The organism is Pseudomonas migulae, assembly GCF_024169315.1.
Lineage (GTDB): Bacteria > Pseudomonadota > Gammaproteobacteria > Pseudomonadales > Pseudomonadaceae > Aquipseudomonas > Aquipseudomonas migulae_B.
In genome coordinates this window covers 5,533,761-5,556,314 of the sequence record NZ_JALJWR010000001.1, presented here as the reverse complement: position 1 = coordinate 5,556,314, position 22,554 = coordinate 5,533,761, and the positions used below count along the sequence as shown (strand labels likewise).

Sequence of the window (22,554 nt, the reverse complement as noted above, 5' to 3'; positions counted from 1 at the left end):
CAGACTATGTCCCCGCTGATTCGCTTACTCGCCAGTTTTATCGCGCTCATGATGGCCATGGGCATCGGGCGGTTCGCCCTCACCCCGCAATTGCCGCACCTGCTCAGCGAAGGTCAGATCGACCTCACAGCTGCCGGTCTGATTGCCGCCGCCAACTACCTTGGATATTTCGTTGGCGCCGTGGACGCGATGTTCTGTCGGCGTCCCGAGCAAGTCCGGCAACGGCTGCTGGGCGGGTTGTGGCTGTGTGTATTACTCACGCTCGCCTCGTTCTGGGCGAACGGCTTCTGGTCGCATCTGTTGCTGCGTTTCGGCACGGGTGTGGCCAGCGCCTGGGTGCTGGTGATGATCACCGCGTTGAGCCAGCCACTGGCCGCGGCAGCCGGTCGACCTCGGCTTGGCGCAGTGGTATTTGCCGGACCGGGCCTGGGTATTTTTCTGACAGGATTGTTGGCGTTGGGCTCGAACCTGTTGGGACAGACCTCTGCCACCTTGTGGTTGGTATACGCCGGCGTCGCACTGGTGATGCTGTTGGGGATTCTGCCATTCCTGCCCCAACCGTCCGCCACCGTGGCCGTCGCCTCCAGCGCTGCCGGTTCAGGCAACCAGGGGATCGGCCGTTTGGGGGTGATCTACTTGTTGTACGGTCTGGGCTACATCATCCCGGCCACTTTCCTCTCGCAGATGGCCAACGCGCAGTTCCATGGCCAATGGCAAGCGGACCTGTTCTGGCCATTCTTTGGCCTGGCCTCGGCCATCGGCGTGGTGCTGGTGAGTCTTCGTCGTCACAACCCGAACGCCACCCGTCATTGGCTGATGGCAACGCTGTGGCTGCAAGCAGCCGGTGTGTTCGCCTGCCTGCTGGGCAGCGGGTCAGGCCTGGCGCTGGGGGTGATCCTGTGTGGCACGCCGTTCCTGGCTTGCATGCAGCTGGTGATGCAACGCTCGCGGGAACTGGCGCCCCACGCCACTCAGCGCAACGCCGGGCTGCTGACCGCATTCTTCGCCTTGGGTCAGCTCGCCGGACCGTTGCTGGCCGCATTGAGCAGCCATTTCAGCGGTGGTTTGCAGCCGGCGCTGATCGTTGCGGGCAGCGGTTTGTTTATCGCGGGTGGTCTGTTGTTGGGTCCGGTCAGTGCTGGCCGAGGGCTTTGCGCAAACGGCGGCGCACCCACTGTTCAGCGCTGACAAACGTGATGCCGAGCAGTACCAGCACGGCACCGATGACGAAGTTGAGGCTCAGCGCTTCGTCCAGCAAGACCACACCGAACGTGACGCCGAACAACGGCGTCATGAACGAAAACACCGCCAGGTTCGCCGCCAGATAGCGACGCAGCAACCAGAACCAGGTCAGGTAGCTGAAGAACGACACCACCAGACCCTGGAACAGCACACTGGCCACCGCCACGGTGGTCAGGCTGACGTGGGTGACCTGGCCACTGAGCATCGCGATCAGCAGCAAACCGACGAAACCGACAATCAGCTGGTAGAACAACGTGAGCGTCACCGGCGCTTCCGACAGGCGCGACGCACGCACCACGACGGTGGTCGCGCCCCAGGCGGCACCGGCCAATACGCCAAGCGCATCCCCCATCAACATGCGGCGATCGAGGTTGTCCCACGACACGCCACCGGCAAACGCGATGGCAATCCCGATGAAGGCGAGGAAAATGCCCAGCCACTGGACGGGCCTCAAACGTTCACTCGGCAACAGCCAGTGCACGCCCAATGCGGTGAAGATCGGCGCGGTGTAAAGAAACACCGACATGTGAGCGGCCGTGGTCAACTGCAGGCCTTCGGAAATGAAGAAGAACTCCAGTCCGAACAGCGCACCGGCCAACAATCCACCGCGCCACGTTTTGCCGACCTGATCCCAGCCGCCCTTCCAGCAGATCAGCAATCCTACAAGCAACGCAGAAATGCCCGACCGCCCCGCAGCCTGCATGACCGGCGCGATGTCAGGCGCCGCCCACTTGATCATCACCTGCTGCACGCCCCAGATCAGGCACAACCCCATCATCACTTGCAGGGCAAAAGCATCGGCGCTACGGCGATTGGCGCTCACCGGAACACCTCGTCAACACAATCCATGGCAATGACTCGACAGTTAAAGCAAAGGCCGGCGTGCAATCAGCTCAGTTCAATGCGATCGGCGTGAATAACGATCTGGCCATTCTTGTACAGCGCACCAATGGCCTTTTTGAAGTTGCCCTTGCTGACGCCAAACATGCTGGTGATCACCGTCGGGTCACTCTTGTCGCTCACCGGCAGCGTGCCGTTGTTTTCACGCAACTTGGCGAGGATCTTCGAGTTGAGGCTGGTGGCTGCTTCTTCGCCCACCGGTTGCAGGCTCAGGCTGATCTTGCCGTCGGCCCGAACTTCCTTGATGAAGCCTTTCTCTTCCTTGCCGGCGCGCATGAACTTGAAGATTTCGTTCTTGTGGATCAGGCCCCAGTGCTTGTTGTTGATGATCGCCTTGAAGCCCATGTCGGTGGCTTCGGCAACCAGCAGATCAACTTCCTGGCCAGGGGTGTAGCTGGCCGGGGTCTTGTCCAGATAACGGTCCAGACGCGCGGTCGCAGTGATGCGGCGGGTGTGCTTGTCGAGGTAGACGTGCACCACGACGTACTCGCCTGCGGTCATCTGGCGCTTTTCTTCGGAGTACGGCAGCAACAGGTCCTTCGGCAGACCCCAATCCAGGAAAACACCGATGCTGTTGACTTCAACGACTTTCAAACTGGCGAATTCACCGACTTGCACTTTCGGCTTTTCGGTAGTTGCGATAAGTTTGTCATCGCTGTCCAGATAAATAAAAACGTTGAGCCAGTCTTCATCTTCGCTGGGAATATCTTTGGGGATATAACGATTAGGCAGAAGGATTTCGCCATCCGCGCCACCGTCCAGATATAAACCGAAGTTAGTGTGTTTAACCACTTGCAAACTGTTGTAACGCCCGACTAAAGCCATTTCCAATACCCTCATTGCGTGGGCGGCATTCTACCCGTTTTTGCACGCGCCGTTCGACGCCCGGCCAGGTGGCGCGAGAAAAATCCTGTGAAGGTCTTAATTTTCCTGGGTTTTCTCGGACACCTCTGGCCACTCGTCAGACCAGCCTGCTGATTTTCGCCCCTCCGAGCCGGAAAAATTCCATTTATATCCACCGATGTTCTTATTTAAAACAGCAGCTTACGTGGATATTTCGAATAACAACTTGCGACTGACCGTGTTTTTGTGATGTGTATTTCAGGGGGATATTTACCAAGCAATTGTCAAGTATTTCCTGTACGATGCGTGGCCAAGTTAATTTTCTACAGGTTAATGGCCGCCATGCGTGTAAAAGCATCCAACAGCAAAGCAAAGCCAGCTCCAGCCGTTGAAACCAGCGAATCGATCAACAACCAGATTGCTGCGTTCCTCAAGTCCGGTGGCGAGATCCAGCAAATTGCCAAAGGCGTCAGCGGCCAGACGTTCGGCCCGTCCAAGCAGATCACGCTCGGCAAAAAGTAACACCGTTACAGATCCTCGCGTCACCTGGTCCGTAAGCGCTTTGAGCTTCGAAGCGCTTGGACTGGAACCCTCCCGCAACACCCCGTCAAACCATCAATATTTCAAAAATCGACGAACGGCCCTCGATGCCGAGCATTCGCCGGTATGCTTGCACACGTCTAGATTAAGCGTTTCAGCAGTTTTTCGTTTCTGCTCCCCGCTGTCATGGAGTGACGCATGCTCAAACCCTTTCTGTTTTTGCTCGGCGGGCTGCTTTCAAGCCCGGTCGCCGACGCGCAAATCTTCCAGCGTGAACTGGGGGACTTCGATCTCAAGCTCGGCACCACCCCCAGTCGCAGCATGGCCCAGGGGCTGGTCAAACCCTCGACCACCGGTTCCTTTCACGGCGGCCTCGACCTGAGCCACGACAGCGGCTTCTACTTCGGCCAATGGTCACCGAGCATGGGATTGAGCCAGGGGAACAATCTGGAAGTCGATTCCTACATGGGTTTTAAACAACCCTTCGACCAAACCCTCGGTTACGAAGTCGGCATGATCCGCTACAGCTACCCGAAGGTGGATACCCTCGACACCCAGGAACTCTTCGGCGGCCTGACCCTGCTGGGCAGCCGTTTCGGCGCAGCCTTCAGCAACGACCCCGACAAACAGAACAGCACAGTGTTCGCCGACCTGGGCGGCAATCAGCCGTTCGGCGTCGGGATCAGCATGAAATACACCACCCACCAGCTCAACACACCGGTGTCGGTGGACGGTGGGTATGTAGGCAGTTTCACCGACTGGTCATTGACCCTGTCCCGGCCGTTCATGGGCATCGACCTGGACCTGATCTACAGCGACTCCAGCCTCAGCGGCAGCGACTGCTCCGCCTACTCCGGGCACAACAGTCAGTGCGACGGCCTGGTCACCCTCAAGGCCGAACACGCGTTCTATTGATCGGCTGAACTGGCAGGCTCATCCTGCGTTCACATGAGAACCTACGCTATCGCAAGGACTCGCCCATGTCGCGCTGGTTGAAGTGTCTCGCCATCGTCATCACCCTCAGTCTCGCCCTTGGCGCGTGCAGTCGCGTGGGCCTGGCCTATCGCAACCTCGACGTAATCATTCCGTGGACGCTCAGCGATTACCTGGACATGAACGGCGAGCAGAAAGGCTGGTTCAACGAGCGCCTGAAAGAACACCTGAGCTGGCACTGCACCACGCAACTGCCGGGTTACCTCGACTGGCTCGACCGCTTGCAATCGATGGTGGAAACCAATCAGGTGACCGACGCCGCGCTGCAAGCCCGCACCCGGGAAGCCAAACAAGCCATCGCCCAGACGGCACGGGAAATCACGCCGTCGGCCATCGAGCTGTTGCAGGGGCTGGATGACAAGCAAGTGGCAGAGATGAACGACGCGTTTGCCAAGGACCAGCGTAAACGCCAGCAGGATTACCTGAAACCGCCCCTCGATCAGCAGATCAAGGAGCGCGGCGAACGTATGGAAAAACGCTTGAATGACTGGCTCGGCCCGCTCAGTCCAACCCAGCAACAACGAGTCGTCGCCTGGTCGAATGCCTTGGGTGAACAGAACACGCAATGGATTGCCAACCGGGCTCATTGGCAGAAGCAATTCAGCGCGGCGGTTGCGCAACGTCAGAGTCCGGAATTCCCACAGAGAATCGAGACACTTCTGGTGAATCGCGAGAGTCTATGGACGGCCGATTACCGTAAGGCTTACGCCAACACAGAAGCGCAGGCGCGGAGCCTGTTTGTGGATGTGATGGCCGAGAGCACACCGGCCCAGCGTGAGCGGTTGTTGAAGAAAATCGAAGGAGTGCGCAAGGACTTCAATGATTTGAAGTGCCTTAAGGCCGCGAAACAGAGCTAAGGGACAACAGAAATCCAATGTGGGAGCGGGCTTGCTCGCGAATGCGGTGTAATAGTCCACAGATATGTTGAATGTTAAATCGCATTCGCGAGCAAGCCCGCTCCCACAGTTGGTTATAGGTGCAATCAGGCGATCTGCGCCTTTGACGCCACTTCATCAAACGTCACTTCATCCAGCGCATCTTCCTGCTCATCCAGCACTTGCCGCGGATGATCATTGCCCGGAATGCTGCTGTCGATCAGGCTCAACAAACTCGAACCCCGTGGCGTCAGCATGTAATTAGAACCGGTCCCACCCTGTTCTTCAGGCCGAGGTTCGATGTAACCGCGCTCCAGCAGTAACTTTTCGTACTCGCCGGCCACCGCTTTCAGGTGATCCAGGTTTTCAGTCTGTTCGCCCTCCGTGGCTTTTTCCGCGGCGTACTGCTCGGCATAGGGCCGTGGCGTGAAGTTGGGTGCTGCGTTTTGCACTTCGTGCAGCAAGCGCTCAATCAAATCCCAGTTATAAGTCGTCATCCTGTTCAACCTCCAAAGCCCGTGAGTGTGTTGGCCTTCATAGGTTGTGACCGGCGATGCGCGCAGCCGTTCAGCCAAGGTTTTGAACGGCGCTGACCGGCGGTATGTCGAATTCGGCACCGGCCAAACGACAAGGTTGTGTCAGTCACCTCCCAGCATTGCGCAGGAGAAAACCCGATGAACATTCAGAACCATCCAGTCGTATCACGAGAAGAATGGCTCGCCGCTCGCAAACAACACCTGGCTCACGAAAAAGCCTTCACCCGGGAACGGGACAAACTCAGCGCCGAACGCCGGGCCCTGCCCTGGGTGAAAATCGACAAGGACTACCGCTTCCAGGGCCCCAACGGCGAACTGAAGCTGGCCGATCTGTTCGGCGGTCGCAGCCAGTTGGTCATCTACCACTTCATGTTCGCCGACGGCTGGGACGAAGGCTGCCCCGGTTGCTCCTTCCTGTCCGACCACATCGACGGCGCCAACCAGCACCTCGCGCATCACGACGTGGCCGTGGTGGCCGTTTCCCACGCGCCATTCGCCGAATTCCAGGCGTTCAAACGGCGCATGGGCTGGAAGTTCGATTGGGTGTCCTCAGCAGGCTGCGACTTCAACTATGACTTTGGTGTCTCGGCCCGAGCAGAAGATGTCGCGGCCGGCAAGGCCACCTACAACTATGAAAAATCCGACGGCGCCGAGGAAGAACTCCCAGGCCTCAGCGTGTTTTATCGCAACGAAGCGGGCGATATTTTTCACACTTACTCCACCTATGCCCGCGGCCTGGACATGCTGGTCGGCGCCTACAACTACCTCGACCTCATGCCCAAGGGCCGCAACGAAGAGGAAATCATGGAATGGGTAAGGCATCACGATCGCTATGAAGACAAGGCCTCTTCGAGCTGCTGCCATGGGGGATAGATCCCATCGCTTGCAAGCGAATGCCGTGACGCAAATAAAAAGGGCGGCCTGTTGGTCGCCCTTTTGCTTATGTGCATGGATCACCCATCTACAGCGCGCAACTACTTCACCGGGATATACGAATACCCCTTCACCATGGCTTTCCCTTCCTTGGCATCCCGCACCCGGACCATCTCGGCCGCGTACTCCTGCGTGTATTCAATGAAGTATTCCTTGCCCGGCTCGACCTGCAGGTTCAAGAACACGTTTCGAGGGTGCGGGCGCGGGCCGGCTGAGACTTTATGCAGGCCCGGGCTCACCAGAACCCAGGAATAGTTTTTGTCATCGAGACCGACCACCGCGCTGTCATTGATGCTGAACACGCTGTCATAAAAGCTGCCTTGAATGACCTGGGTCCGCATCATGTAAACCAGCGCCTTGCCTTGAGGCGGCGCCGGCGGCTCGAAATAGGGCTGGCTGGAGCTGGTGTGACCGCATCCGGTCAACAACAGCATGAGCAACAGAACCGGGATACTTTTCATTGCTGTGCTCATTTGTTTTGTCCCAGTAACTGATTGATCACCGGTGCCATTTTTTCCTCGACCGGTGCCACTTTCGACGGATCGAAGCCACCCTCACCGGTCAGATGGTATTGACCAAAGCCGATCTGTTGACCGCCCTTGAAGAGCCGGACACTGGCATCGGACAAGTACGGGGAAAAGTCCCAGGAACGGATGGCGGTGTAGGTCAGACGGTATTCGCAACTGCTCGGAATGGGTGCGGCGTACAACCGGCTTTCGATGTTGTGCTTGCGCAAAAGCGTTTGCAGGCCATCGACGAAATCCCCCACCACTACTTTCGGGTTTTCTTCGATGCACAGCTGCGAGATTTTGTATTGAGGAGCGACGGGTTCGACGTTGATGTTGGTGCAACCGGCCAATGCCAGTAGAAGGCTTGCCGTGACGGCTCTGAACAGCATGTTCAATCCCTGATTGGCGAGTGATGGCAAAATGATGCCGGCATACTAGATTGGCGTCCTTTTTCGGTCAATTGACGGATTCGTTATCAGCCCGTGGTGTGAACAAAAGATGCCTGCGCGCTGAACTTTCCCCTCAGCTCAACCCTCAACCGGATAACCCGCCTTAACCGGAACCGAGGCCCACTCCATGAAAATCCTGCTGAAACTCACCCTCGCCGCCACCCTCGCTTGCGCCCTCCCCGCCTGGGCTTGCACGCCGGAGGAAGCCACCACCAAACGTGAACAACTGGCCAAGGAAGTCACCAAGCTCACGGAGCAGAATCCGAAGAAAGCCAAGGAGATCAACGATGAGTTGCAGAAGATGGATCTGGGCACGGCCAGCGCCGATCTACCGGACAAGTGCCAGTTGATCGATCAGCGGTTGAAGGAGTTGGGTACGGCGGAGAAAAAAGCCGAGGGTTGAAGACAAGATCAAAGATCGCAGCCTCGCTGCGATCTTTGATTTGAGGAAGGTCAGCCTCCTACGGCAACGCGCTCACCTGCCTTGAGCAATTCCCGATTGTCCCCGCCTAACGCCACGGTCGCCCTGGCCGCGGCATCGAGCAACAACCCGCACGCCGTAGCCACCTTCTCCTGATTGAATCGCTCTGCCGGCCCAGACAAGGTTAACGCTCCCGTCAAATCATACGCGGCGTTAAATACCGGAACGGACACCGAAGCCGTCTCCGGGTCCCGCTCACCGAAGGACGTCGCCCAGAATTGCTCGCGAATCGTTCCCAGCGCCGAGTCAGACAACGCGCCGAACGCTCGCAGGATTTTTCCGGATGCCCCGGCACTCAGCGGGAATCGTGCCCCTTCATGGAGGGAAACCCGAACGGCGCGCTTTGGCTCCACGCGAAACAAGACCACGCGGCTGTCGTTTTCCCGCACGTAAAAAGAGGACGTTTCGCCGCTCGCTTCGGACAGGGATTCCAGCAGCGGGTAGATCACATCCCGCAGGCGGAACGAGGTCTGATAAACCTGCGCCAACCGCAGCGGCTCGGGGCCGACGGCGTATTGGCCGTCGCCGAGGCGGCGGATGAAACCGGCGCGTTCCAGCGAACTCATCAATCGCAGGATGGTGCTTTTATAGAGTCCGGTGCGCCGGGCGATTTCCGCCAGCGGCAGGCTGTTGCTGCCGACATCGAACGCCGCAAGGATCGCAAAGGCGCGATCCACGGCCGCCACGCCACCGTCGGCAGCAGGCGTGGAAGGTTCGTCTTCCGATGGTGATTGTTTGCTCATGTTCGCTCGTGACAAAACTTCAGGACGGCGCCAGCACCGGGCAGCGCAGCGGCTACCTTAACCGTTGAACGAACGGGCGACCACCCTTCACGCTTCGGACTTGATGATGCCCGCGTCATGCAGCGCGCCAATATCGGCTGCGGTGTAACCCAGCTCGGCCAGCAATTCATCGGAATGGCTACCCAGCACAGGCACATTCAAACGTGTTCCAAAGCGTTGCCCGTCCATTTCGAACGGCAACATAGGCACCTTGACCGACTGGCCGTCAGGCAACGTCACCTGCGCCATGCCGCCAGACTCGTTCAGGTGTTTGTCGTCAAACATGTCCTGCGGACGCTGGATCGGCGAAAACGGCAGGCCGGCCTTTTCGCACAGCGCCATCACCTGCACTTTGCTCATGCGCGCCAGGCACTCGCGGACTTGCGGCAGGATCACCTTGCGCGCGGCGACTCGCTGGTTGTTGCCCGCCAACTGCGGATCACTGCCGAAGGCATCGAAACCGAACACCTCGCAAAAGCTTTTCCACTGACTGTCGCTGACCACGCCGAGGAAAATCTGCTCTTCACCGGCGCAGTGGAACACGTCATAGATCGCCCATGCCGAGACCCGACTCGGCATCGGCGCCGCAGGCTCGCCGGTGACCACGTTTTGCATCATGTGCTGGGCCACCAGGAATGCCGAATTCTCGAACAGGCCGGTCTGCACGAACTGGCCCTGAGCGCTTTGGGTTCGCTGCAACAGCGCCGCAAGAATCGAAATCGCGCTGAACATCCCGCCCATGACATCGTTGACCGATGCCCCGGCGCGCAGGGGCTGGCCGACCGGGCCGGTCATGTAGGCCAGGCCCGTCATCATCTGCACCACTTCGTCCAGCGCCGTACGATGTTCGTAAGGGCCGGGCAGGAAACCTTTCATGGAGCTGTAAATAATGTCCGGCTTGATCGCTTTGACATCGGCGTGACCCAGGCCGAGTTTGTCCATGGTGCCGGGACGGAAGTTCTCGGTGACCACGTCGGCGGTGGCGATCAGTTTCTTGACCGCGGCAATGCCTTCGGCGGTTTTCAGGTCGACGGCAAAACTTTTCTTGTTGCGGTTGTAGGTGGTCCAGTAACCCGCACCAGACCCCATCAAGCGCCGGGTGTTGTCGCCCGCAGGCGTCGGTTCGACCTTGATCACCTCGGCCCCGAGGTCAGCCAGCACCAGACCGCAGGTTGGCCCCATGACCATGTGGACGAACTCGATGACCCGGATACCGGCCAGCGGCAGAGGCTTGTGTTGTTGGCTGAGGCTCATGTTCATACCGCCTTCTTTGCATAGTGAAAATTCTTGCCCACGCCGGCGTCGGGGATGAAGCCGTACAGCGGTTCACCCGGCAGTCCCTGGCGCAACCACTCGCGGGCCTTCACCAGCCGATCGAGGTCGATGCCGGTGCGCAGGCCCATGGATTCGAGCAGGTAAACCAGGTCTTCGGTGACGATGTTGCCGGATGCACCGGGCGCATAAGGGCAACCGCCGATTCCACCCTGGGAGGCATCGATAGTGGTCACGCCGACGTCCAGCGCTGCGAGCACATTGGCCAGGCCCTGGCCGCGGGTGTTGTGGAAGTGCGCACTGCCGGCAACACCCGCCAGTTCCTGGCGTAGCCGGGTGAACAGGCGGCGGACTTGCGTCGGATTGGCGTAACCGACGGTGTCGGCCAGCCCCACTTCGTTGACGCCCAGTTCGGCCATGATCGTGGCCATGCGCAGGGTGTCGTCATCCGGCACTTCGCCCTGGATCGTGCAACCGAACACCGTGGACAACCCGGCCTCGATTTCGACGTGCGGATACTGCTCGTTGCGCAAGGCCACGACGTTGCGCACCTCCCGATAGACCTCGGCGTGAGTCTTGCGGATGTTGGCCAGGGAATGGGGTTCGCTCACCGAAATCGGCATCGTGATTTTCTGCACGCCGGCCTTGAACGCCGCTTCGGCGCCCTTGAGGTTGGGCACCAGCGCGGTCACGAACAGGTTGGGCAAGGTCCGCGCATAAGCCACCACTTCTGCGGCATCCGCCATCTGCGGCAACAGTTTCGGCGAAACGAAAGACCCCACTTCGATCTCGCGAAGCCCGGCATTCGCCAACGCGGCGATCCATTTCAGTTTCAGCCCGGTCGGCATGGTGGCCGAAACGCTTTGCAGCCCGTCACGCGGTCCGACTTCGCTGACCAGAATATCGATTTCGTTCGAATGACCCATCACAAGCCCTCCTGATACGCCACGAGAGCCCGTGTTTTCGGGCACTTCGACATGCGTTCTATCTGACAGAATATTGTTCTATTTTTAGTATCTGTCGGGTCTCGGTGGCTTGTCAACGAACGGACAAAAACTTGACAGCGTAAAAAATTGATCGGAAAGTTGTTCCATCAAAAAGAATGATGTTCTGTCTGACAGAACACAGCAAATGACAAAGCGTCGCTTCGCCCGCCGTCATACCCGGACAAAACCTATAAAAAACGAGGGAAATCATGCTGACTCTACTCAGCTATTCGATGATCACGTGCTTCATGTATCTGGTGATGAGCAAACGCCTGTCCCCGCTGGTGGCGTTGCTGCTGGTCCCGGTCGCCTTTGCCTGCCTGGCCGGCTACACCACTGCACTGGGGCCGATGATGTTCGACGGCCTGAAAATGCTCGCCCCGACCGGGGTGATGCTGACCTTTGCGATCCTGTATTTCTGCATGATGACCGACGCCGGGTTGTTCAATCCGCTGGTCAAGCTGATCCTCAAAGCGGTGAAAGGCGATCCGCAGAAGATCGTGCTGGGCACGGCGATTCTGGGGATCTGCGTCGGCCTGGACGGTGATGGCGCCACCACTTACATCATCACCTGCGCGGCGCTGTTGCCGCTGTATCGCCGCACCGGTGTGCGTCTGCAAGTCATGGCCACTGTGTTGCTGCTGGCCATTGGCGTGATGAACATTCTGCCGTGGGCCGGGCCATTTTCCCGGGCGGCCAGCGCCATGAAGGTGGACATCACCGAGCTGTTCGTGGCGATGCTGCCGTTGATGGCCATCGGGCTGGTGTGGGTGATTTTCGTTGCGCTGTACCTGGGTCGGCTGGAACGGCGACGCCTGGGCGTGGTGCAACTCGACGGCAATGAAGGGCTGGAACACTTCACCGAGTTTCGCCTGAACGACTGGCGTTTTCTGTTCAACGCCGCGCTGACCGTCGCCCTGATCGCGATGATGATGCTCGCCGTGATGCCGCCCGCGGTGCTGTTCATGTTGGCGTTCGGCATCGGGCTGGTGGTGAACTTCCCGAACCTGAAAGACCAGAAAGCGGTCATCGCGCGCCACGCCGACAACGTCATGGCGGTGACCCTGCTGATTTTCGCCGCAGGGATTTTCGTCGGCATCATGGGCGGCACGGGCATGACCAAGGCCATTTCCGAAAGCCTGATCCACGTCATCCCGGAATGGGCCGGCAGTTCGATGTCGATCATCACCGCGTTCATCAGCATGCCGTTCACCTACGTGCTGACCAACGACGCGTTCTACTTTGGCGTGTTGCCGATCCTCGCCGAAACCGCCAGCCACTACGGCATCAGCGGCAAGGAAATGGCGATCGCCGGGTTGATTGGTCAACCGGTGCATTTGCTCAGTCCGCTGGTGGCGTCCACGTACCTGCTGTGCGGGTTGCTGGATCTGGATTACGGCGACAACCAGCGCATGACCTTGAAATGGACGATTGGCACGGTGGGGGTGATGTTGTTGGCGGCGTTGGCGTTGGGGTCTATTTCGATTGTTCGGTAAACGTTGGGGTCCGCGTTTTGATTGATGGGCATAAAAAAACCGGACATGGGTCCGGTTTTTTTATGGGATCGCTACCGCGCCTTATTCAGCAGCCGGTGCTTCCGGCTTGCGGCGTTTCAACGGGGCCATGCCGTCCTTGCTGACCAGCGACAGGGCGTCGGTCTTCGGGCGGTTGGCGATCTTGCGCTTGGTCGGTGCCTTGGCGCCGGTTTTCTTCTTCTCGCCCTTGGCGTCGACTTTTTTCTTCTTCACGCCAACGGCTTTGCCCGAGGCCTTGACCTTTTTCGGTCCGCCGTAGGTGCCTTTGACTTCCTTGATGGTGCGGCGCTCGAAGCTCTGCTTGAGGTAGCGCTCGATGCTCGACATCAGGTTCCAGTCGCCGTGGCAGATCAGCGAGATGGCCAGGCCATCGTTGCCGGCACGGCCGGTGCGACCGATGCGGTGAACATATTCGTCGCCGCTGCGCGGCATGTCGAAGTTGATCACCAGGTCCAGGCCGTCCACGTCGAGGCCGCGAGCCGCAACGTCGGTGGCAACCAGGATCTTCACACCGCCCTGCTTCAGGCGGTCGATGGCCAGCTTGCGGTCTTTCTGATCCTTGTCACCGTGCAGGACGAATGCCTTGTATTCCTGCGCGACCAGGCGGCCGTAGATGCGGTCGGCCATGGCACGGGTGTTGGTGAACACGATGGCCTTTTGATAGGTCTCGTTGGCCAACAGCCAGTTCACGATCTGTTCTTTGTGCTGGTTGTGGTCAGCGGTGATGATCTGCTGACGGGTGGTCGCGTTCAGATCGCTGACGTTGTTCAGCTGCAGGTGTTCCGGGTTGTTCAGGACCTTGGCGACCATTTCGCGCAGACCCGAACCACCGGTGGTGGCGGAGAACAGCATGGTCTGCTGGCGATTGGTGCACTCTTCCACCAGACGCTGCACGTCTTCGGCAAAACCCATGTCGAGCATGCGGTCGGCTTCGTCGAGGACCAGCACTTCGACTTCTTTCAAGTCGAGGTTGCCGGCGTTCAGTTGTTCGATCATCCGCCCTGGCGTACCGATCAGGATGTCCGGCACCTTGCGCAGCATGGCGGCCTGGACCTTGAAGTCTTCACCGCCGGTGATCAAACCGGACTTGATGAACGTGAACTGAGCGAAACGCTCGACTTCCTTGATGGTCTGCTGGGCCAGCTCGCGGGTTGGCAGCAGGATCAGGGTCTTGATGCTGACGCGGATTTTCGCCGGGCCGATCAGACGGTTGAGGATCGGCAAGACGAAGGCGGCGGTTTTGCCGCTGCCGGTTTGCGCTGTCACCCGCAGGTCACGCCCTTGGAGCGCCAGCGGAATAGCCGCTGCTTGCACAGGCGTTGGCTCGACAAATTTAAGCTCGGCCACGGCTTTGAGCAGGCGTTCGTGCAGGGCGAATTGGGAAAACACGGGTGCTACCTCGAAGAAATACAAAAAAACAGCTGCATAGGGTAACGGTTTCGAGCGCCGAGGCCGAGTTTCTTTATGCAAACGACCGTAAACAGTGGCTTTTTTGTTGCTTGTTTTGTCCTCAAACGTCATCCAAAGCGTCTTAAATGCTCTAATCGCCCCGACGCGTCCTATAGAAGAACGGTTTTACCCATGGATATCAAACAGCTCTGGCTCAACATCCAAGACCTCTGGGGTGCGCTCGATCAGCATCCGCTCCTGCATTCCAGCCTCGGGCTGCTTTTGCTGCTGCTGGTGGCACTGGCCCTCGGACGAGTGGCGCGTTACCTCATTCTTCATGCGACAAAAATGCTGGGCCGTCAACCGGCGTTGCATTGGGTTAATGACTTTCGGCAGAACAAGGTGTTTCATCGCCTGGCGCAAATGACGCCGTCGCTGCTGATCCAGTTCGGCCTGCACCTGGTACCGGAACTCAGCAAAACCAGCCTGATTTTCCTCGGCAACGCGGCGCTGGCCTTCACCATTCTGTTCCTGGTGTTGGCCATCAGCGCCCTGCTCAACGCGTTGCTGGATATCTATGCGCGCACCGAGCATGCCCGTACCCGCTCCATCAAAGGCTACGTGCAACTAACGAAAATGGTCTTGTACGTGTTTGGCGCGATCATCATCGTCGCCACGTTGATCGACCGCTCGCCGCTGTTGCTGCTGTCGGGGCTGGGCGCCATGTCGGCGGTGATTCTGTTGGTCTACAAGGACACCCTGCTGTCGTTCGTCGCCAGTGTGCAGCTGACCAGCAACGACATGCTACGGGTCGGCGACTGGATCGAGATGCCGCAAGTCGGCGCCGATGGCGATGTGGTGGACATCACGCTGCACACGGTCAAGGTGCAGAATTTCGACAAGACCATCGTTTCGATTCCGACCTGGCGCCTGATGTCCGAGTCGTTCAAGAACTGGCGCGGCATGCAGCAGTCGGGTGGGCGGCGGATCAAACGCAGCCTGTTCATCAATGCCAGCGGTGTGCGCTTCATCCATGATGACGAGGAGCAAAAGCTGTCCCAGGTGCACCTGCTGACCGACTACATCACCCGCAAACAGGCAGAACTCAAGGCCTGGAACGAGGCTCAGGGCAACGTCGCGGCCATGTCGGCCAACCGGCGGCGGATGACCAACATCGGGACCTTCCGCGCCTATGCGCTGGCGTATTTGAAGAGCCATCCGGAGATCCAGCCGAACATGACCTGCATGGTGCGGCAGATGCAGACGACGGCGCAGGGGATTCCGCTGGAAATCTACTGTTTTACGCGCACCACGGTGTGGGCGGATTACGAGCGGATTCAGGGGGACATTTTCGATTACTTGCTGGCGGTGCTGCCCGAGTTCGGACTAAGCCTTTATCAGCAGCCGAGTGGCGGGGATCTAAGGGCCGGGTTGCTCCCGGCCATGCTGGGCGCCAGCCACATTCCCGAACCTGAAAAACACGTTATGTAACACCGCAATCCCCTGTGGGAGCGGGCTTGCTCGCGAATGCGGTGTGTCATTCAACATTAATGTCGACTGACATGACCTCTTCGCGAGCAAGCCCGCTCCCACAAGGGTTTAGTGCGCGACTGCCGGTTGGCGTACACCCAACCGGCTGATCCACACCGCCATCAAAATCACCGAACCACCCAGGAACAATCGCCCGAGCTCTTCATGCTGATTCCAGATCAGCAAATTGATCAGCAACCCCACCGGCACATGCAGATTGTTCATCACCGCCAGCGTCCCGCCATTCACCAGGCACGCGCCCTTGTTCCACCAGTACAACCCCAACGCGGTCGACACCAGGCCGAGGAACACCAGCACGGCCCATTGCAGCGGTGCTTCGGGCAGGAAATTCTGTTTGCCGAACAGCAGGAAGGCCGGCAACGCCACCGCCAATGCGCCGAGATAGAAAAAACCGAAGCGCCGATAATGCGGCAGATCGCTCGGATGGCGCGCCACCAGATGCTTGTAAAGCACCTGCCCGGCGGCGTAGGTGAAGTTGGCCAGTTGCAGCAACAGGAACCCCATGAAGAAGTCCGGGTTGATCCGGTCAAAGCGAATCACCGCCGCGCCAAGCACGGCCACCAGTGCGGCGACCAGCGCCCACGGATTGAAGCGCCGGTTCAGCGCATCTTCGATCAGGGTCACGTGCAAGGGTGTGAGGATGGTGAACAGCAACACTTCCGGCACCGTCAGCACCCGGAAGCTCAGGTACAGGCAGACGTAGGTCACGCCAAACTGCAACGCGCCGATCAGCAGCATGCCGCGCATGAACGCCGGTTCCACCGAACGCCAGCGGGTCAACGGAATGAAGACCAGTCCTGCCAGCACCACTCGCACCAGCACCGCAAAGTAACTGTCGACATGACCGGCCAGGTATTCGCCGATCAGACTGAAGGAAAACGCCTGGATCAGCGTGACAAAAAGTAGATAGCCCATGCTCGCCTCGTTTTGAATGGCGGCGACGATAGCGGGTTTTGCCGACGATCGCGAGAGCCCACAGATCCCTGTGGGAGCGGGCTTGCCCGCGATGACGGCGTATCAGTCAATTCAATTTTGCCTGTCACACCGCCATCGCGGGCAAGCCCGCTCCCACAGGGTTCTCTGTGTACTCATCAAACCGCAGGCAAAAAAAAGCCCGATCTCGCTAAAGCGTTCAATCGGGCTACAGCACTCAGGAGCAACAAGTGCAAAGGGAGGTCGATGCGCGTACAGGCTTGAAGGGTTGCGCCAGGTCACTAGACCATCCAGTGATTATCTGGCGATTAACGTATCAGGCGACAAGGGAAAGCTTGGCGTTGGCCTGGTTCAGTCCCTTCTCCTGGAAGTCGCCGCCCAGGTTCATGCCTTCGGCATGGATGAAGGTCACGTCGTGAATCCCGATGAAGCCCATGACCTGACGCAGGTAGGGTTCCTGATGATCCGCGGTGCTACCGGCGTAGATCCCGCCGCGAGCGGTCAGTACGTAAGCGCGCTTGCCGCTGAGCAGGCCTTGCGGGCCGGTCTCGGTGTACTTGAAGGTCACGCCGGCACGCAGCACGTGGTCGAGCCAGGCTTTAAGGGTGCTCGGAATGGCGAAGTTGTACATGGGCGCGGCCATGACCAGCACGTCCGCCGCCAGCAATTCGTCGGTCAACTGGTTGGAGCGCTCCAGGGAAACCTGTTCGATGTCGCTGCGCTGCTCAGCGGGTTTCATCCAGCCGCCCAGCAGGTTGATGTCCAGGTGCGGCACCGGGTTGACGGCGAGGTCACGCACGGTGATCTGGTCGTTGGGGTGTGCGGCTTTCCACTGGCTGATGAAGGTCTGGGTCAGTTGACGGGAAACCGAGTCTTGCTGACGGGCGCTGCTTTCGATGATCAGAACGCGGGACATGGGATGTAGCCTCCATCTGAGAATGTTGTAAGTCGATGGAGTGAAGGTTAAACAGTGTCATATCGATGAAAAAGCGCAAATAACTGCTACAACCCATCAATAAATTCGTTTATAAGCTGAATGCACCCTTCTGTAGGAGCGAGGCTTGCCCGCGAAGGGGCCGTGTCATTCAACATTGATGTCGACTGGTGCATCGCCTTCGCGGGCAAGCCTCGCTCCTACAGAGTCATTTCGGAGTGCAGGTCAGATTGATGCGCATCTTGATGATGGTCCGGTTGAATTTGGCAGTGGCATTTTTGTGCTTGCCGGCAGCCACTTCGATATTGCGGGTGCGTGGCGCTTCCGGACCGTTATTGAAAACCACCTTACAGACTGCATCGGTGCTGCCGTAGTTGTTCACCTGAATGGAGGCGATGTCGGTATCCGTGTCATACGTGTTGTAGTCGATGCTCATACCGTTCAACTGTTTTTGTACGTCGATCGGGTAAGCAAAGGCCGTCAGCGGCAGCATCGCCAACACCACATAACAGAATTTTTTCATTCGGCAGTCTCCAATAAGGACTGCCAGCTTAGGACAAGAGGAGCTCAACATGAAAGCGCCCCGCGTGACCCTTGATCAATGGCGAACGCTGCAGGCCGTGGTCGACCACGGCGGCTTCGCCCAGGCCGCCGAAGCGCTGCACCGCTCGCAATCGTCAGTCAGCTACACCGTGGCGCGCATGCAGGACCAGCTCGGCGTGCCCCTGCTGCGCATCGACGGCCGCAAGGCTGTGCTGACCGAAGCCGGCGGCGTGTTGCTGCGCCGCTCGCGGCAACTGGTGAAACAGGCCAGTCAACTGGAAGACCTGGCGCATCACATGGAACAAGGCTGGGAAGCGGAAGTGCGGCTGGTGGTCGACGCCGCCTACCCGAGCGCCCGCCTCGTCCGCGCCTTGACCGCGTTCATGCCGCAAAGCCGCGGCTGCCGGGTGCGACTGCGCGAAGAAGTGTTGTCGGGCGTGGAGGAAGTCCTGCTCGAAGGCGTGGCCGATCTGGCAATCACCGGTTTCAGCATTCCCGGTTACCTGGGCGCGGAATTGAGTGACGTCGAATTCGTCGCCGTCGCCCACCCCGAGCACGCCCTGCACCGCCTGAACCGCGAACTGAATTTCCAGGACCTGGAAAGCCAGATGCAAGTGGTGATCCGCGACTCCGGCCGCCAGCAACCGCGGGATGTCGGCTGGCTCGGCGCCGAGCAGCGCTGGACCGTCGGCAGCCTGGCCACCGCCGCCACGTTTGTCGGCAGCGGGCTGGGTTTTGCGTGGTTGCCGCGGCACATGATCGAACGTGAACTGAAGGAAGGGACGCTCAAGCTGCTACCGTTGGATCAGGGCGGCAGCCGTAACCCGAGCTTCTACCTGTATTCGAACAAGGACAAACCGCTGGGCCCGGCGACGCAGATCCTCATCGAACTGCTGCGCACGTTCGATACCGCGCCGCTGGATGCGCCCTTCGCCGCCCCTGAACAAGCCTGACACGGAGTGAACCCATGGCCTATTTCGAACACGAAGGTTGTAACCTGCACTATGAGGAATATGGTCACGGCGCGCCGTTGCTGCTGGTCCACGGGCTGGGTTCCAGCACGCTGGACTGGGAAAAACAGATCCCGGCACTGTCTGCCCACTACCGGGTGATCGTGCCGGATGTGCGCGGTCACGGTCGCTCGGACAAACCCCGCGAGCGCTACAGCATCGCCGGGTTCAGCGCCGACCTGATCGCCCTGATCGAACATCTGAACCTCGGCCCGACACATTATGTGGGACTTTCGATGGGCGGCATGATCGGCTTTCAGCTGGCGGTGGATCAGCCGCAATTGCTCAAAAGCCTGTGCATCGTCAACAGCGCACCCGAGGTCAAATTGCGCAGTCGTGACGATTATTGGCAGTGGTTCAAACGCTGGAGCCTGATGCGTGCGCTCAGTCTGGGCGCCATCGGCAAAGCCTTGGGCGCCAAACTGTTCCCGAAACCGGAACAGGCCGAATTGCGTCAAAAGATGGCCGAGCGCTGGGCAAAAAATGACAAACGTGCTTATCTCGCCAGCTTCGACGCGATCGTTGGCTGGGGTGTTCAGGAACGACTTTCCAGAGTGTCCTGTCCAACCCTCATCGTCAGCGCCGACCGTGACTACACACCGGTGTCGCTGAAGGAGACGTACGTAAAACTGCTGCCCGATGCGCGGCTGGTGGTGATCGCCGATTCGCGCCACGCCACCCCGCTGGATCAACCCGAACGCTTCAACCAAACCCTGCTCGAGTTTCTCACCGCAGTCGACACCACTACCCTCAGGATCACTGACCCATGCTGAAAAAAATCGCCCTCGTCGCTGGCTCCGTTCTGTTTGCCGCCAACCTGATGGCCGCCACGCCCGCCAAGGCGCCGCACGTACTGCTGGAAACCACCAACGGTCAGATCGAAATCGAACTGGACCCGGTCAAGGCACCGATCAGTACCAAGAACTTTCTTGAGTACGTCGACAGCGGCTTCTACAACAACACGATTTTTCACCGCGTGATTCCTGGCTTCATGGTCCAGGGCGGTGGTTTCACCCAACAAATGCAACAAAAAGAAACCAAGTCACCGATCAAGAACGAGTCCAAGAACGGCCTGCATAACGTGCGTGGCACGCTGTCGATGGCCCGTACTTCCGTGCCGGATTCGGCCACCAGCCAGTTCTTCATCAACGTCAAGGACAACGATTTCCTGGACCAGGGCGATGGCTATGCAGTCTTCGGTAAAGTCGTGAAAGGCATGGATATCGTGGACGTCATCGTCAACTCGCAAACCACCACCCGTGGCGGCATGAAAGATGTGCCTGCCGATCCTGTGTTCATCAAGTCGGCCAAGCGCATCGACTAAGACCCAAATGCACAGGGAGTGTTGAGCGGCCGCCGGTATCCGGCGCCGCTCATATCGTTTAAAGGAGAGCCCGTACGCGGGCGGAGAACAAATGCTTTATCGCCGTTTTGAACAACTGATTGACGTATTCCGTGACGCCCCGACGGCGGCTCCGCCCGACCGTGTTTTCCCCTTCTATACCTATTACCTGAAGCAGGTCTGGCCGAGTTTCGCGGCCCTGCTGACCGTCGGCCTGTTCGGCGCATTGATCGAAGTGGCGCTGTTCAGTTACCTGAGCCGCATCATCGACCTGGCCCAAGGCACGCCGAACGTCAACTTCTTCAAGGAACACGGCATCGAACTGGCCTGGATGGCCGTCGTGGCGCTAATCCTGCGCCCGGTGTTCGTGGGCCTGCATGACCTGCTGGTGCACCAGACCCTGAGCCCCAGCATGACCAGCATGATCCGCTGGCAGAACCACAGCTACGTGCTCAAGCAGAGCCTGAATTTCTTCCAGAACGACTTCGCCGGGCGCATCGCCCAACGCATCATGCAGACCGGCAACTCGCTGCGCGATTCGGCCGTGCAAGCGGTGGACGCGCTGTGGCATGTGCTGATCTACGCGATCAGTTCGCTGGTGCTGTTCGCCGAAGCCGACTGGCGCCTGATGATTCCGTTGTTGACCTGGATCGCCGCCTACATCGGCGCCCTCTGGTATTTCGTGCCACGGGTGAAAGAACGCTCCGTGGTGTCCTCGGATGCGCGCTCCAAGCTCATGGGCCGGATCGTCGACGGCTACACCAACATCACCACGCTGAAGCTGTTCGCCCACACCAACTTCGAACAGCAATACGCCAAGGAAGCCATCGAAGAACAGACCGTAAAAGCCCAACTGGCCGGCCGCGTGGTCACCAGCATGGACGTGGTCATCACCAGCATGAACGGCTTGCTGATCGTCACCACCACCGGCCTGGCGTTGTGGTTGTGGACGCAGTCGCTGATCACCGTCGGCGCCATCGCCCTGGCCACCGGCCTGGTGATCCGGATCGTCAACATGTCTGGCTGGATCATGTGGGTGGTCACTGGCATCTTCGAAAACATCGGCATGGTTCAGGACGGTTTGCAGACCATCTCGCAACCGGTCAGCGTCACCGACCGTGAAGAAGCGAAACCGCTGGCCGTTGCCCGTGGCGAAGTACGCTTCGAACACGTGGATTTTCACTACGGCAAGAAGAGCGGGATCATCGGCGACCTCAACCTGACGATCAAACCCGGTGAGAAAATCGGCTTGATCGGTCCGTCCGGTGCCGGCAAATCGACCTTGGTCAACCTGCTGTTGCGCCTCTATGACGTGCAGGGCGGGCAAATCCTGATCGACGGCCAGAACATCGCTGACGTCGGTCAGGAAAGCCTGCGCGAGCGCATCGGCATGATCACCCAGGACACGTCGCTGCTGCATCGCTCGATCCGCGACAACCTGCTTTACGGCAAACCCGATGCCACCGACGCCGAGCTCTGGGAAGCGGTGCACAAGGCCCGTGCCGACGAGTTCATTCCCTTGCTGTCGGACGCCGAAGGGCGTACCGGGTTTGATGCGCATGTGGGTGAACGCGGGGTGAAACTCTCCGGCGGCCAGCGTCAGCGGATCGCCATCGCACGGGTGCTGCTCAAGGACGCGCCGATCCTGATCATGGACGAAGCCACCTCCGCGCTGGACTCGGAGGTTGAAGCGGCGATCCAGGAAAGTCTCGAGACCCTGATGCAGGGTAAAACCGTGATTGCCATCGCCCACCGGCTCTCGACCATAGCGCGGATGGACCGGCTGGTGGTGCTTGAGAAAGGCAAGATTGCCGAGACGGGGACCCATGCTGAGCTGTTGGCGCATGGTGGGTTGTATGCGCGGTTGTGGCAGCACCAGACTGGGGGGTTTGTCGGGATCGATTGAGGCTTTGGGTGTATATCCGTTTTTTCGGTAACGGCTGATATTGGTTCCGCCCTTATGGCGGGTTACTTGG

General features: G+C 59.1%; 23 protein-coding genes and 1 pseudogene. 12 read left to right on the top strand and 12 right to left on the bottom strand.

The genetic code is table 11. The annotated features are described in order from the left end of the window. The first annotated feature begins 6 nt into the window (after positions 1 to 6). Positions 7 to 1,188, top strand: coding sequence for an MFS transporter (locus J2Y86_RS25485; protein WP_253437999.1), 1,182 nt, complete (start codon positions 7 to 9; stop codon positions 1,186 to 1,188). Here the strand turns inward: J2Y86_RS25485 and J2Y86_RS25480 are convergent. Together J2Y86_RS25480 and J2Y86_RS25475 are read right to left on the bottom strand one after the other, a co-directional pair. After that, positions 1,133 to 2,065 carry a DMT family transporter gene (locus J2Y86_RS25480; protein WP_253437996.1) on the bottom strand — a complete coding sequence of 311 codons (933 nt, stop codon included), beginning with the start codon at positions 2,063 to 2,065 and terminating at the stop codon, positions 1,133 to 1,135. The two genes, J2Y86_RS25485 and J2Y86_RS25480, sit on opposite strands and share 56 nt — an antisense overlap. Before the next feature lie 65 nt (positions 2,066 to 2,130). Next, positions 2,131 to 2,967, bottom strand: coding sequence for a CvfB family protein (locus tag J2Y86_RS25475; RefSeq protein ID WP_253437992.1), 837 nt, complete (start codon positions 2,965 to 2,967; stop codon positions 2,131 to 2,133). A 351-nt stretch (positions 2,968 to 3,318) separates the two neighbouring features. Here J2Y86_RS25475 and J2Y86_RS25470 point away from each other — a divergent pair, with 351 nt between their 5' ends. The 3 genes from J2Y86_RS25470 (at position 3,319) to J2Y86_RS25460 (ending at position 5,375) form a co-directional block, all read left to right on the top strand. Beyond that, positions 3,319 to 3,507 (top strand): hypothetical protein, encoded by a 189-nt coding sequence (locus J2Y86_RS25470; RefSeq protein WP_017337097.1) that lies wholly within the window; start codon positions 3,319 to 3,321, stop codon positions 3,505 to 3,507. 216 nt (positions 3,508 to 3,723) lie between these two features. Beyond that, positions 3,724 to 4,440, top strand: a complete 717-nt coding sequence (locus tag J2Y86_RS25465; RefSeq protein WP_253437988.1) for a TorF family putative porin — start codon at positions 3,724 to 3,726, stop codon at positions 4,438 to 4,440. Between the two features lie 65 nt (positions 4,441 to 4,505). Further along, entirely contained in the window at positions 4,506 to 5,375 is an 870-nt protein-coding gene (locus tag J2Y86_RS25460) for a DUF6279 family lipoprotein (protein WP_253437985.1), read from the top strand. A 125-nt stretch (positions 5,376 to 5,500) separates the two neighbouring features. On the opposite strand, the gene J2Y86_RS25455 is transcribed toward J2Y86_RS25460, so the two are convergent. Continuing rightward, entirely contained in the window at positions 5,501 to 5,890 is a 390-nt protein-coding gene (locus tag J2Y86_RS25455; protein WP_253437982.1) for a transcriptional regulator, read from the bottom strand. Between the two features lie 177 nt (positions 5,891 to 6,067). Here J2Y86_RS25455 and J2Y86_RS25450 point away from each other — a divergent pair, with 177 nt between their 5' ends. Next, entirely contained in the window at positions 6,068 to 6,802 is a 735-nt protein-coding gene (locus tag J2Y86_RS25450) for a DUF899 domain-containing protein (RefSeq protein ID WP_253437978.1), read from the top strand. A 101-nt stretch (positions 6,803 to 6,903) separates the two neighbouring features. Here the strand turns inward: J2Y86_RS25450 and J2Y86_RS25445 are convergent, their stop codons facing one another. Then, positions 6,904 to 7,323 (bottom strand): DUF2846 domain-containing protein, encoded by a 420-nt coding sequence (locus J2Y86_RS25445; protein ID WP_253437975.1) that lies wholly within the window; start codon positions 7,321 to 7,323, stop codon positions 6,904 to 6,906. An 8-nt stretch (positions 7,324 to 7,331) separates the two neighbouring features. After that, complete coding sequence (locus J2Y86_RS25440; RefSeq protein ID WP_253437973.1) at positions 7,332 to 7,760, bottom strand: Sbal_3080 family lipoprotein; 429 nt, start codon at positions 7,758 to 7,760, stop codon at positions 7,332 to 7,334. 187 nt (positions 7,761 to 7,947) lie between these two features. On the opposite strand from J2Y86_RS25440, the gene J2Y86_RS25435 reads away from it, so the two are divergent. Beyond that, on the top strand, positions 7,948 to 8,223 hold the full coding sequence (locus tag J2Y86_RS25435) for a hypothetical protein (RefSeq protein WP_253437970.1): 276 nt from the start codon (positions 7,948 to 7,950) through the stop codon (positions 8,221 to 8,223). 50 nt (positions 8,224 to 8,273) lie between these two features. Here the strand turns inward: J2Y86_RS25435 and J2Y86_RS25430 are convergent, their stop codons facing one another. The 3 genes from J2Y86_RS25430 to J2Y86_RS25420 form a co-directional block, all read right to left on the bottom strand. Beyond that, on the bottom strand, positions 8,274 to 9,044 hold the full coding sequence (locus J2Y86_RS25430) for an IclR family transcriptional regulator (RefSeq protein ID WP_253437967.1): 771 nt from the start codon (positions 9,042 to 9,044) through the stop codon (positions 8,274 to 8,276). A gap of 87 nt (positions 9,045 to 9,131) precedes the next feature. Continuing rightward, positions 9,132 to 10,343 (bottom strand): CaiB/BaiF CoA transferase family protein, encoded by a 1,212-nt coding sequence (locus tag J2Y86_RS25425; protein WP_253437964.1) that lies wholly within the window; start codon positions 10,341 to 10,343, stop codon positions 9,132 to 9,134. Next, positions 10,340 to 11,281 (bottom strand): hydroxymethylglutaryl-CoA lyase, encoded by a 942-nt coding sequence (locus J2Y86_RS25420; protein ID WP_253437960.1) that lies wholly within the window; start codon positions 11,279 to 11,281, stop codon positions 10,340 to 10,342. The genes J2Y86_RS25425 and J2Y86_RS25420 overlap by 4 nt, the downstream gene beginning before the upstream one ends. A gap of 269 nt (positions 11,282 to 11,550) precedes the next feature. Between J2Y86_RS25420 and J2Y86_RS25415 the strand changes: the two genes are divergently transcribed. Further along, entirely contained in the window at positions 11,551 to 12,837 is a 1,287-nt protein-coding gene (locus J2Y86_RS25415; protein ID WP_253437957.1) for a CitMHS family transporter, read from the top strand. An 81-nt stretch (positions 12,838 to 12,918) separates the two neighbouring features. Here J2Y86_RS25415 and J2Y86_RS25410 read toward each other — a convergent pair whose 3' ends face one another. Beyond that, positions 12,919 to 14,265 carry a DEAD/DEAH box helicase gene (locus tag J2Y86_RS25410; protein WP_084323398.1) on the bottom strand — a complete coding sequence of 449 codons (1,347 nt, stop codon included), beginning with the start codon at positions 14,263 to 14,265 and terminating at the stop codon, positions 12,919 to 12,921. A 192-nt stretch (positions 14,266 to 14,457) separates the two neighbouring features. On the opposite strand from J2Y86_RS25410, the gene J2Y86_RS25405 reads away from it, so the two are divergent. After that, positions 14,458 to 15,756 carry a mechanosensitive ion channel family protein gene (locus tag J2Y86_RS25405; RefSeq protein ID WP_253437954.1) on the top strand — a complete coding sequence of 433 codons (1,299 nt, stop codon included), beginning with the start codon at positions 14,458 to 14,460 and terminating at the stop codon, positions 15,754 to 15,756. 108 nt (positions 15,757 to 15,864) lie between these two features. On the opposite strand, the gene J2Y86_RS25400 is transcribed toward J2Y86_RS25405, so the two are convergent. The 3 genes from J2Y86_RS25400 to J2Y86_RS25390 all read right to left on the bottom strand — a co-directional run bounded on the left by J2Y86_RS25400 (position 15,865) and on the right by J2Y86_RS25390 (position 18,206). After that, positions 15,865 to 16,731 (bottom strand): carboxylate/amino acid/amine transporter, encoded by an 867-nt coding sequence (locus J2Y86_RS25400; RefSeq protein WP_253437951.1) that lies wholly within the window; start codon positions 16,729 to 16,731, stop codon positions 15,865 to 15,867. Positions 16,732 to 17,065: 334 nt separating this feature from the next. Next, on the bottom strand, positions 17,066 to 17,665 hold the full coding sequence (locus J2Y86_RS25395) for an FMN-dependent NADH-azoreductase (RefSeq protein WP_253437947.1): 600 nt from the start codon (positions 17,663 to 17,665) through the stop codon (positions 17,066 to 17,068). Positions 17,666 to 17,891: 226 nt separating this feature from the next. Next, positions 17,892 to 18,206, bottom strand: a complete 315-nt coding sequence (locus J2Y86_RS25390) for a 3-phosphoglycerate kinase (RefSeq protein ID WP_253437944.1) — start codon at positions 18,204 to 18,206, stop codon at positions 17,892 to 17,894. A 49-nt stretch (positions 18,207 to 18,255) separates the two neighbouring features. On the opposite strand from J2Y86_RS25390, the gene J2Y86_RS25385 reads away from it, so the two are divergent. The 4 genes and pseudogenes from J2Y86_RS25385 (at position 18,256) to J2Y86_RS25370 (ending at position 22,484) form a co-directional block, all read left to right on the top strand. Next, complete coding sequence (locus J2Y86_RS25385) at positions 18,256 to 19,179, top strand: LysR family transcriptional regulator (RefSeq protein ID WP_017337034.1); 924 nt, start codon at positions 18,256 to 18,258, stop codon at positions 19,177 to 19,179. Between the two features lie 14 nt (positions 19,180 to 19,193). Continuing rightward, a pseudogene (locus J2Y86_RS25380) lies at positions 19,194 to 19,999 on the top strand (alpha/beta fold hydrolase). A gap of 3 nt (positions 20,000 to 20,002) precedes the next feature. Next, positions 20,003 to 20,560, top strand: a complete 558-nt coding sequence (locus J2Y86_RS25375; RefSeq protein WP_253437937.1) for a peptidylprolyl isomerase — start codon at positions 20,003 to 20,005, stop codon at positions 20,558 to 20,560. Positions 20,561 to 20,651: 91 nt separating this feature from the next. After that, a complete protein-coding gene (locus J2Y86_RS25370; protein ID WP_253437935.1) occupies positions 20,652 to 22,484 on the top strand; it encodes an ABC transporter ATP-binding protein in 1,833 nt (610 codons plus the stop codon). Positions 22,485 to 22,554: the final 70 nt, after the last annotated feature.

Bases quoted from the DNA above. Each gene is read 5' to 3' on its own strand.
- J2Y86_RS25470 (WP_017337097.1), top strand. From the start codon at position 3,319: ATGGCCGCCATGCGTGTAAAAGCATCCAACAGCAAAGCAAAGCCAGCT.
- J2Y86_RS25395 (WP_253437947.1), bottom strand. From the start codon at position 17,665: ATGTCCCGCGTTCTGATCATCGAAAGCAGCGCCCGTCAGCAAGACTCG.
- J2Y86_RS25435 (WP_253437970.1), top strand. From the start codon at position 7,948: ATGAAAATCCTGCTGAAACTCACCCTCGCCGCCACCCTCGCTTGCGCC.
- J2Y86_RS25425 (WP_253437964.1), bottom strand. From the start codon at position 10,343: ATGAACATGAGCCTCAGCCAACAACACAAGCCTCTGCCGCTGGCCGGT.
- J2Y86_RS25390 (WP_253437944.1), bottom strand. From the start codon at position 18,206: ATGAAAAAATTCTGTTATGTGGTGTTGGCGATGCTGCCGCTGACGGCC.
- J2Y86_RS25445 (WP_253437975.1), bottom strand. From the start codon at position 7,323: ATGAAAAGTATCCCGGTTCTGTTGCTCATGCTGTTGTTGACCGGATGC.
- J2Y86_RS25370 (WP_253437935.1), top strand. From the start codon at position 20,652: ATGCTTTATCGCCGTTTTGAACAACTGATTGACGTATTCCGTGACGCC.
- J2Y86_RS25405 (WP_253437954.1), top strand. From the start codon at position 14,458: ATGGATATCAAACAGCTCTGGCTCAACATCCAAGACCTCTGGGGTGCG.
- J2Y86_RS25450 (WP_253437978.1), top strand. From the start codon at position 6,068: ATGAACATTCAGAACCATCCAGTCGTATCACGAGAAGAATGGCTCGCC.
- J2Y86_RS25465 (WP_253437988.1), top strand. From the start codon at position 3,724: ATGCTCAAACCCTTTCTGTTTTTGCTCGGCGGGCTGCTTTCAAGCCCG.
- J2Y86_RS25400 (WP_253437951.1), bottom strand. From the start codon at position 16,731: ATGGGCTATCTACTTTTTGTCACGCTGATCCAGGCGTTTTCCTTCAGT.
- J2Y86_RS25430 (WP_253437967.1), bottom strand. From the start codon at position 9,044: ATGAGCAAACAATCACCATCGGAAGACGAACCTTCCACGCCTGCTGCC.
- J2Y86_RS25455 (WP_253437982.1), bottom strand. From the start codon at position 5,890: ATGACGACTTATAACTGGGATTTGATTGAGCGCTTGCTGCACGAAGTG.
- J2Y86_RS25460 (WP_253437985.1), top strand. From the start codon at position 4,506: ATGTCGCGCTGGTTGAAGTGTCTCGCCATCGTCATCACCCTCAGTCTC.
- J2Y86_RS25440 (WP_253437973.1), bottom strand. From the start codon at position 7,760: ATGCTGTTCAGAGCCGTCACGGCAAGCCTTCTACTGGCATTGGCCGGT.
- J2Y86_RS25420 (WP_253437960.1), bottom strand. From the start codon at position 11,281: ATGGGTCATTCGAACGAAATCGATATTCTGGTCAGCGAAGTCGGACCG.
- J2Y86_RS25475 (WP_253437992.1), bottom strand. From the start codon at position 2,967: ATGGCTTTAGTCGGGCGTTACAACAGTTTGCAAGTGGTTAAACACACT.
- J2Y86_RS25385 (WP_017337034.1), top strand. From the start codon at position 18,256: ATGAAAGCGCCCCGCGTGACCCTTGATCAATGGCGAACGCTGCAGGCC.
- J2Y86_RS25485 (WP_253437999.1), top strand. From the start codon at position 7: ATGTCCCCGCTGATTCGCTTACTCGCCAGTTTTATCGCGCTCATGATG.
- J2Y86_RS25415 (WP_253437957.1), top strand. From the start codon at position 11,551: ATGCTGACTCTACTCAGCTATTCGATGATCACGTGCTTCATGTATCTG.
- J2Y86_RS25375 (WP_253437937.1), top strand. From the start codon at position 20,003: ATGCTGAAAAAAATCGCCCTCGTCGCTGGCTCCGTTCTGTTTGCCGCC.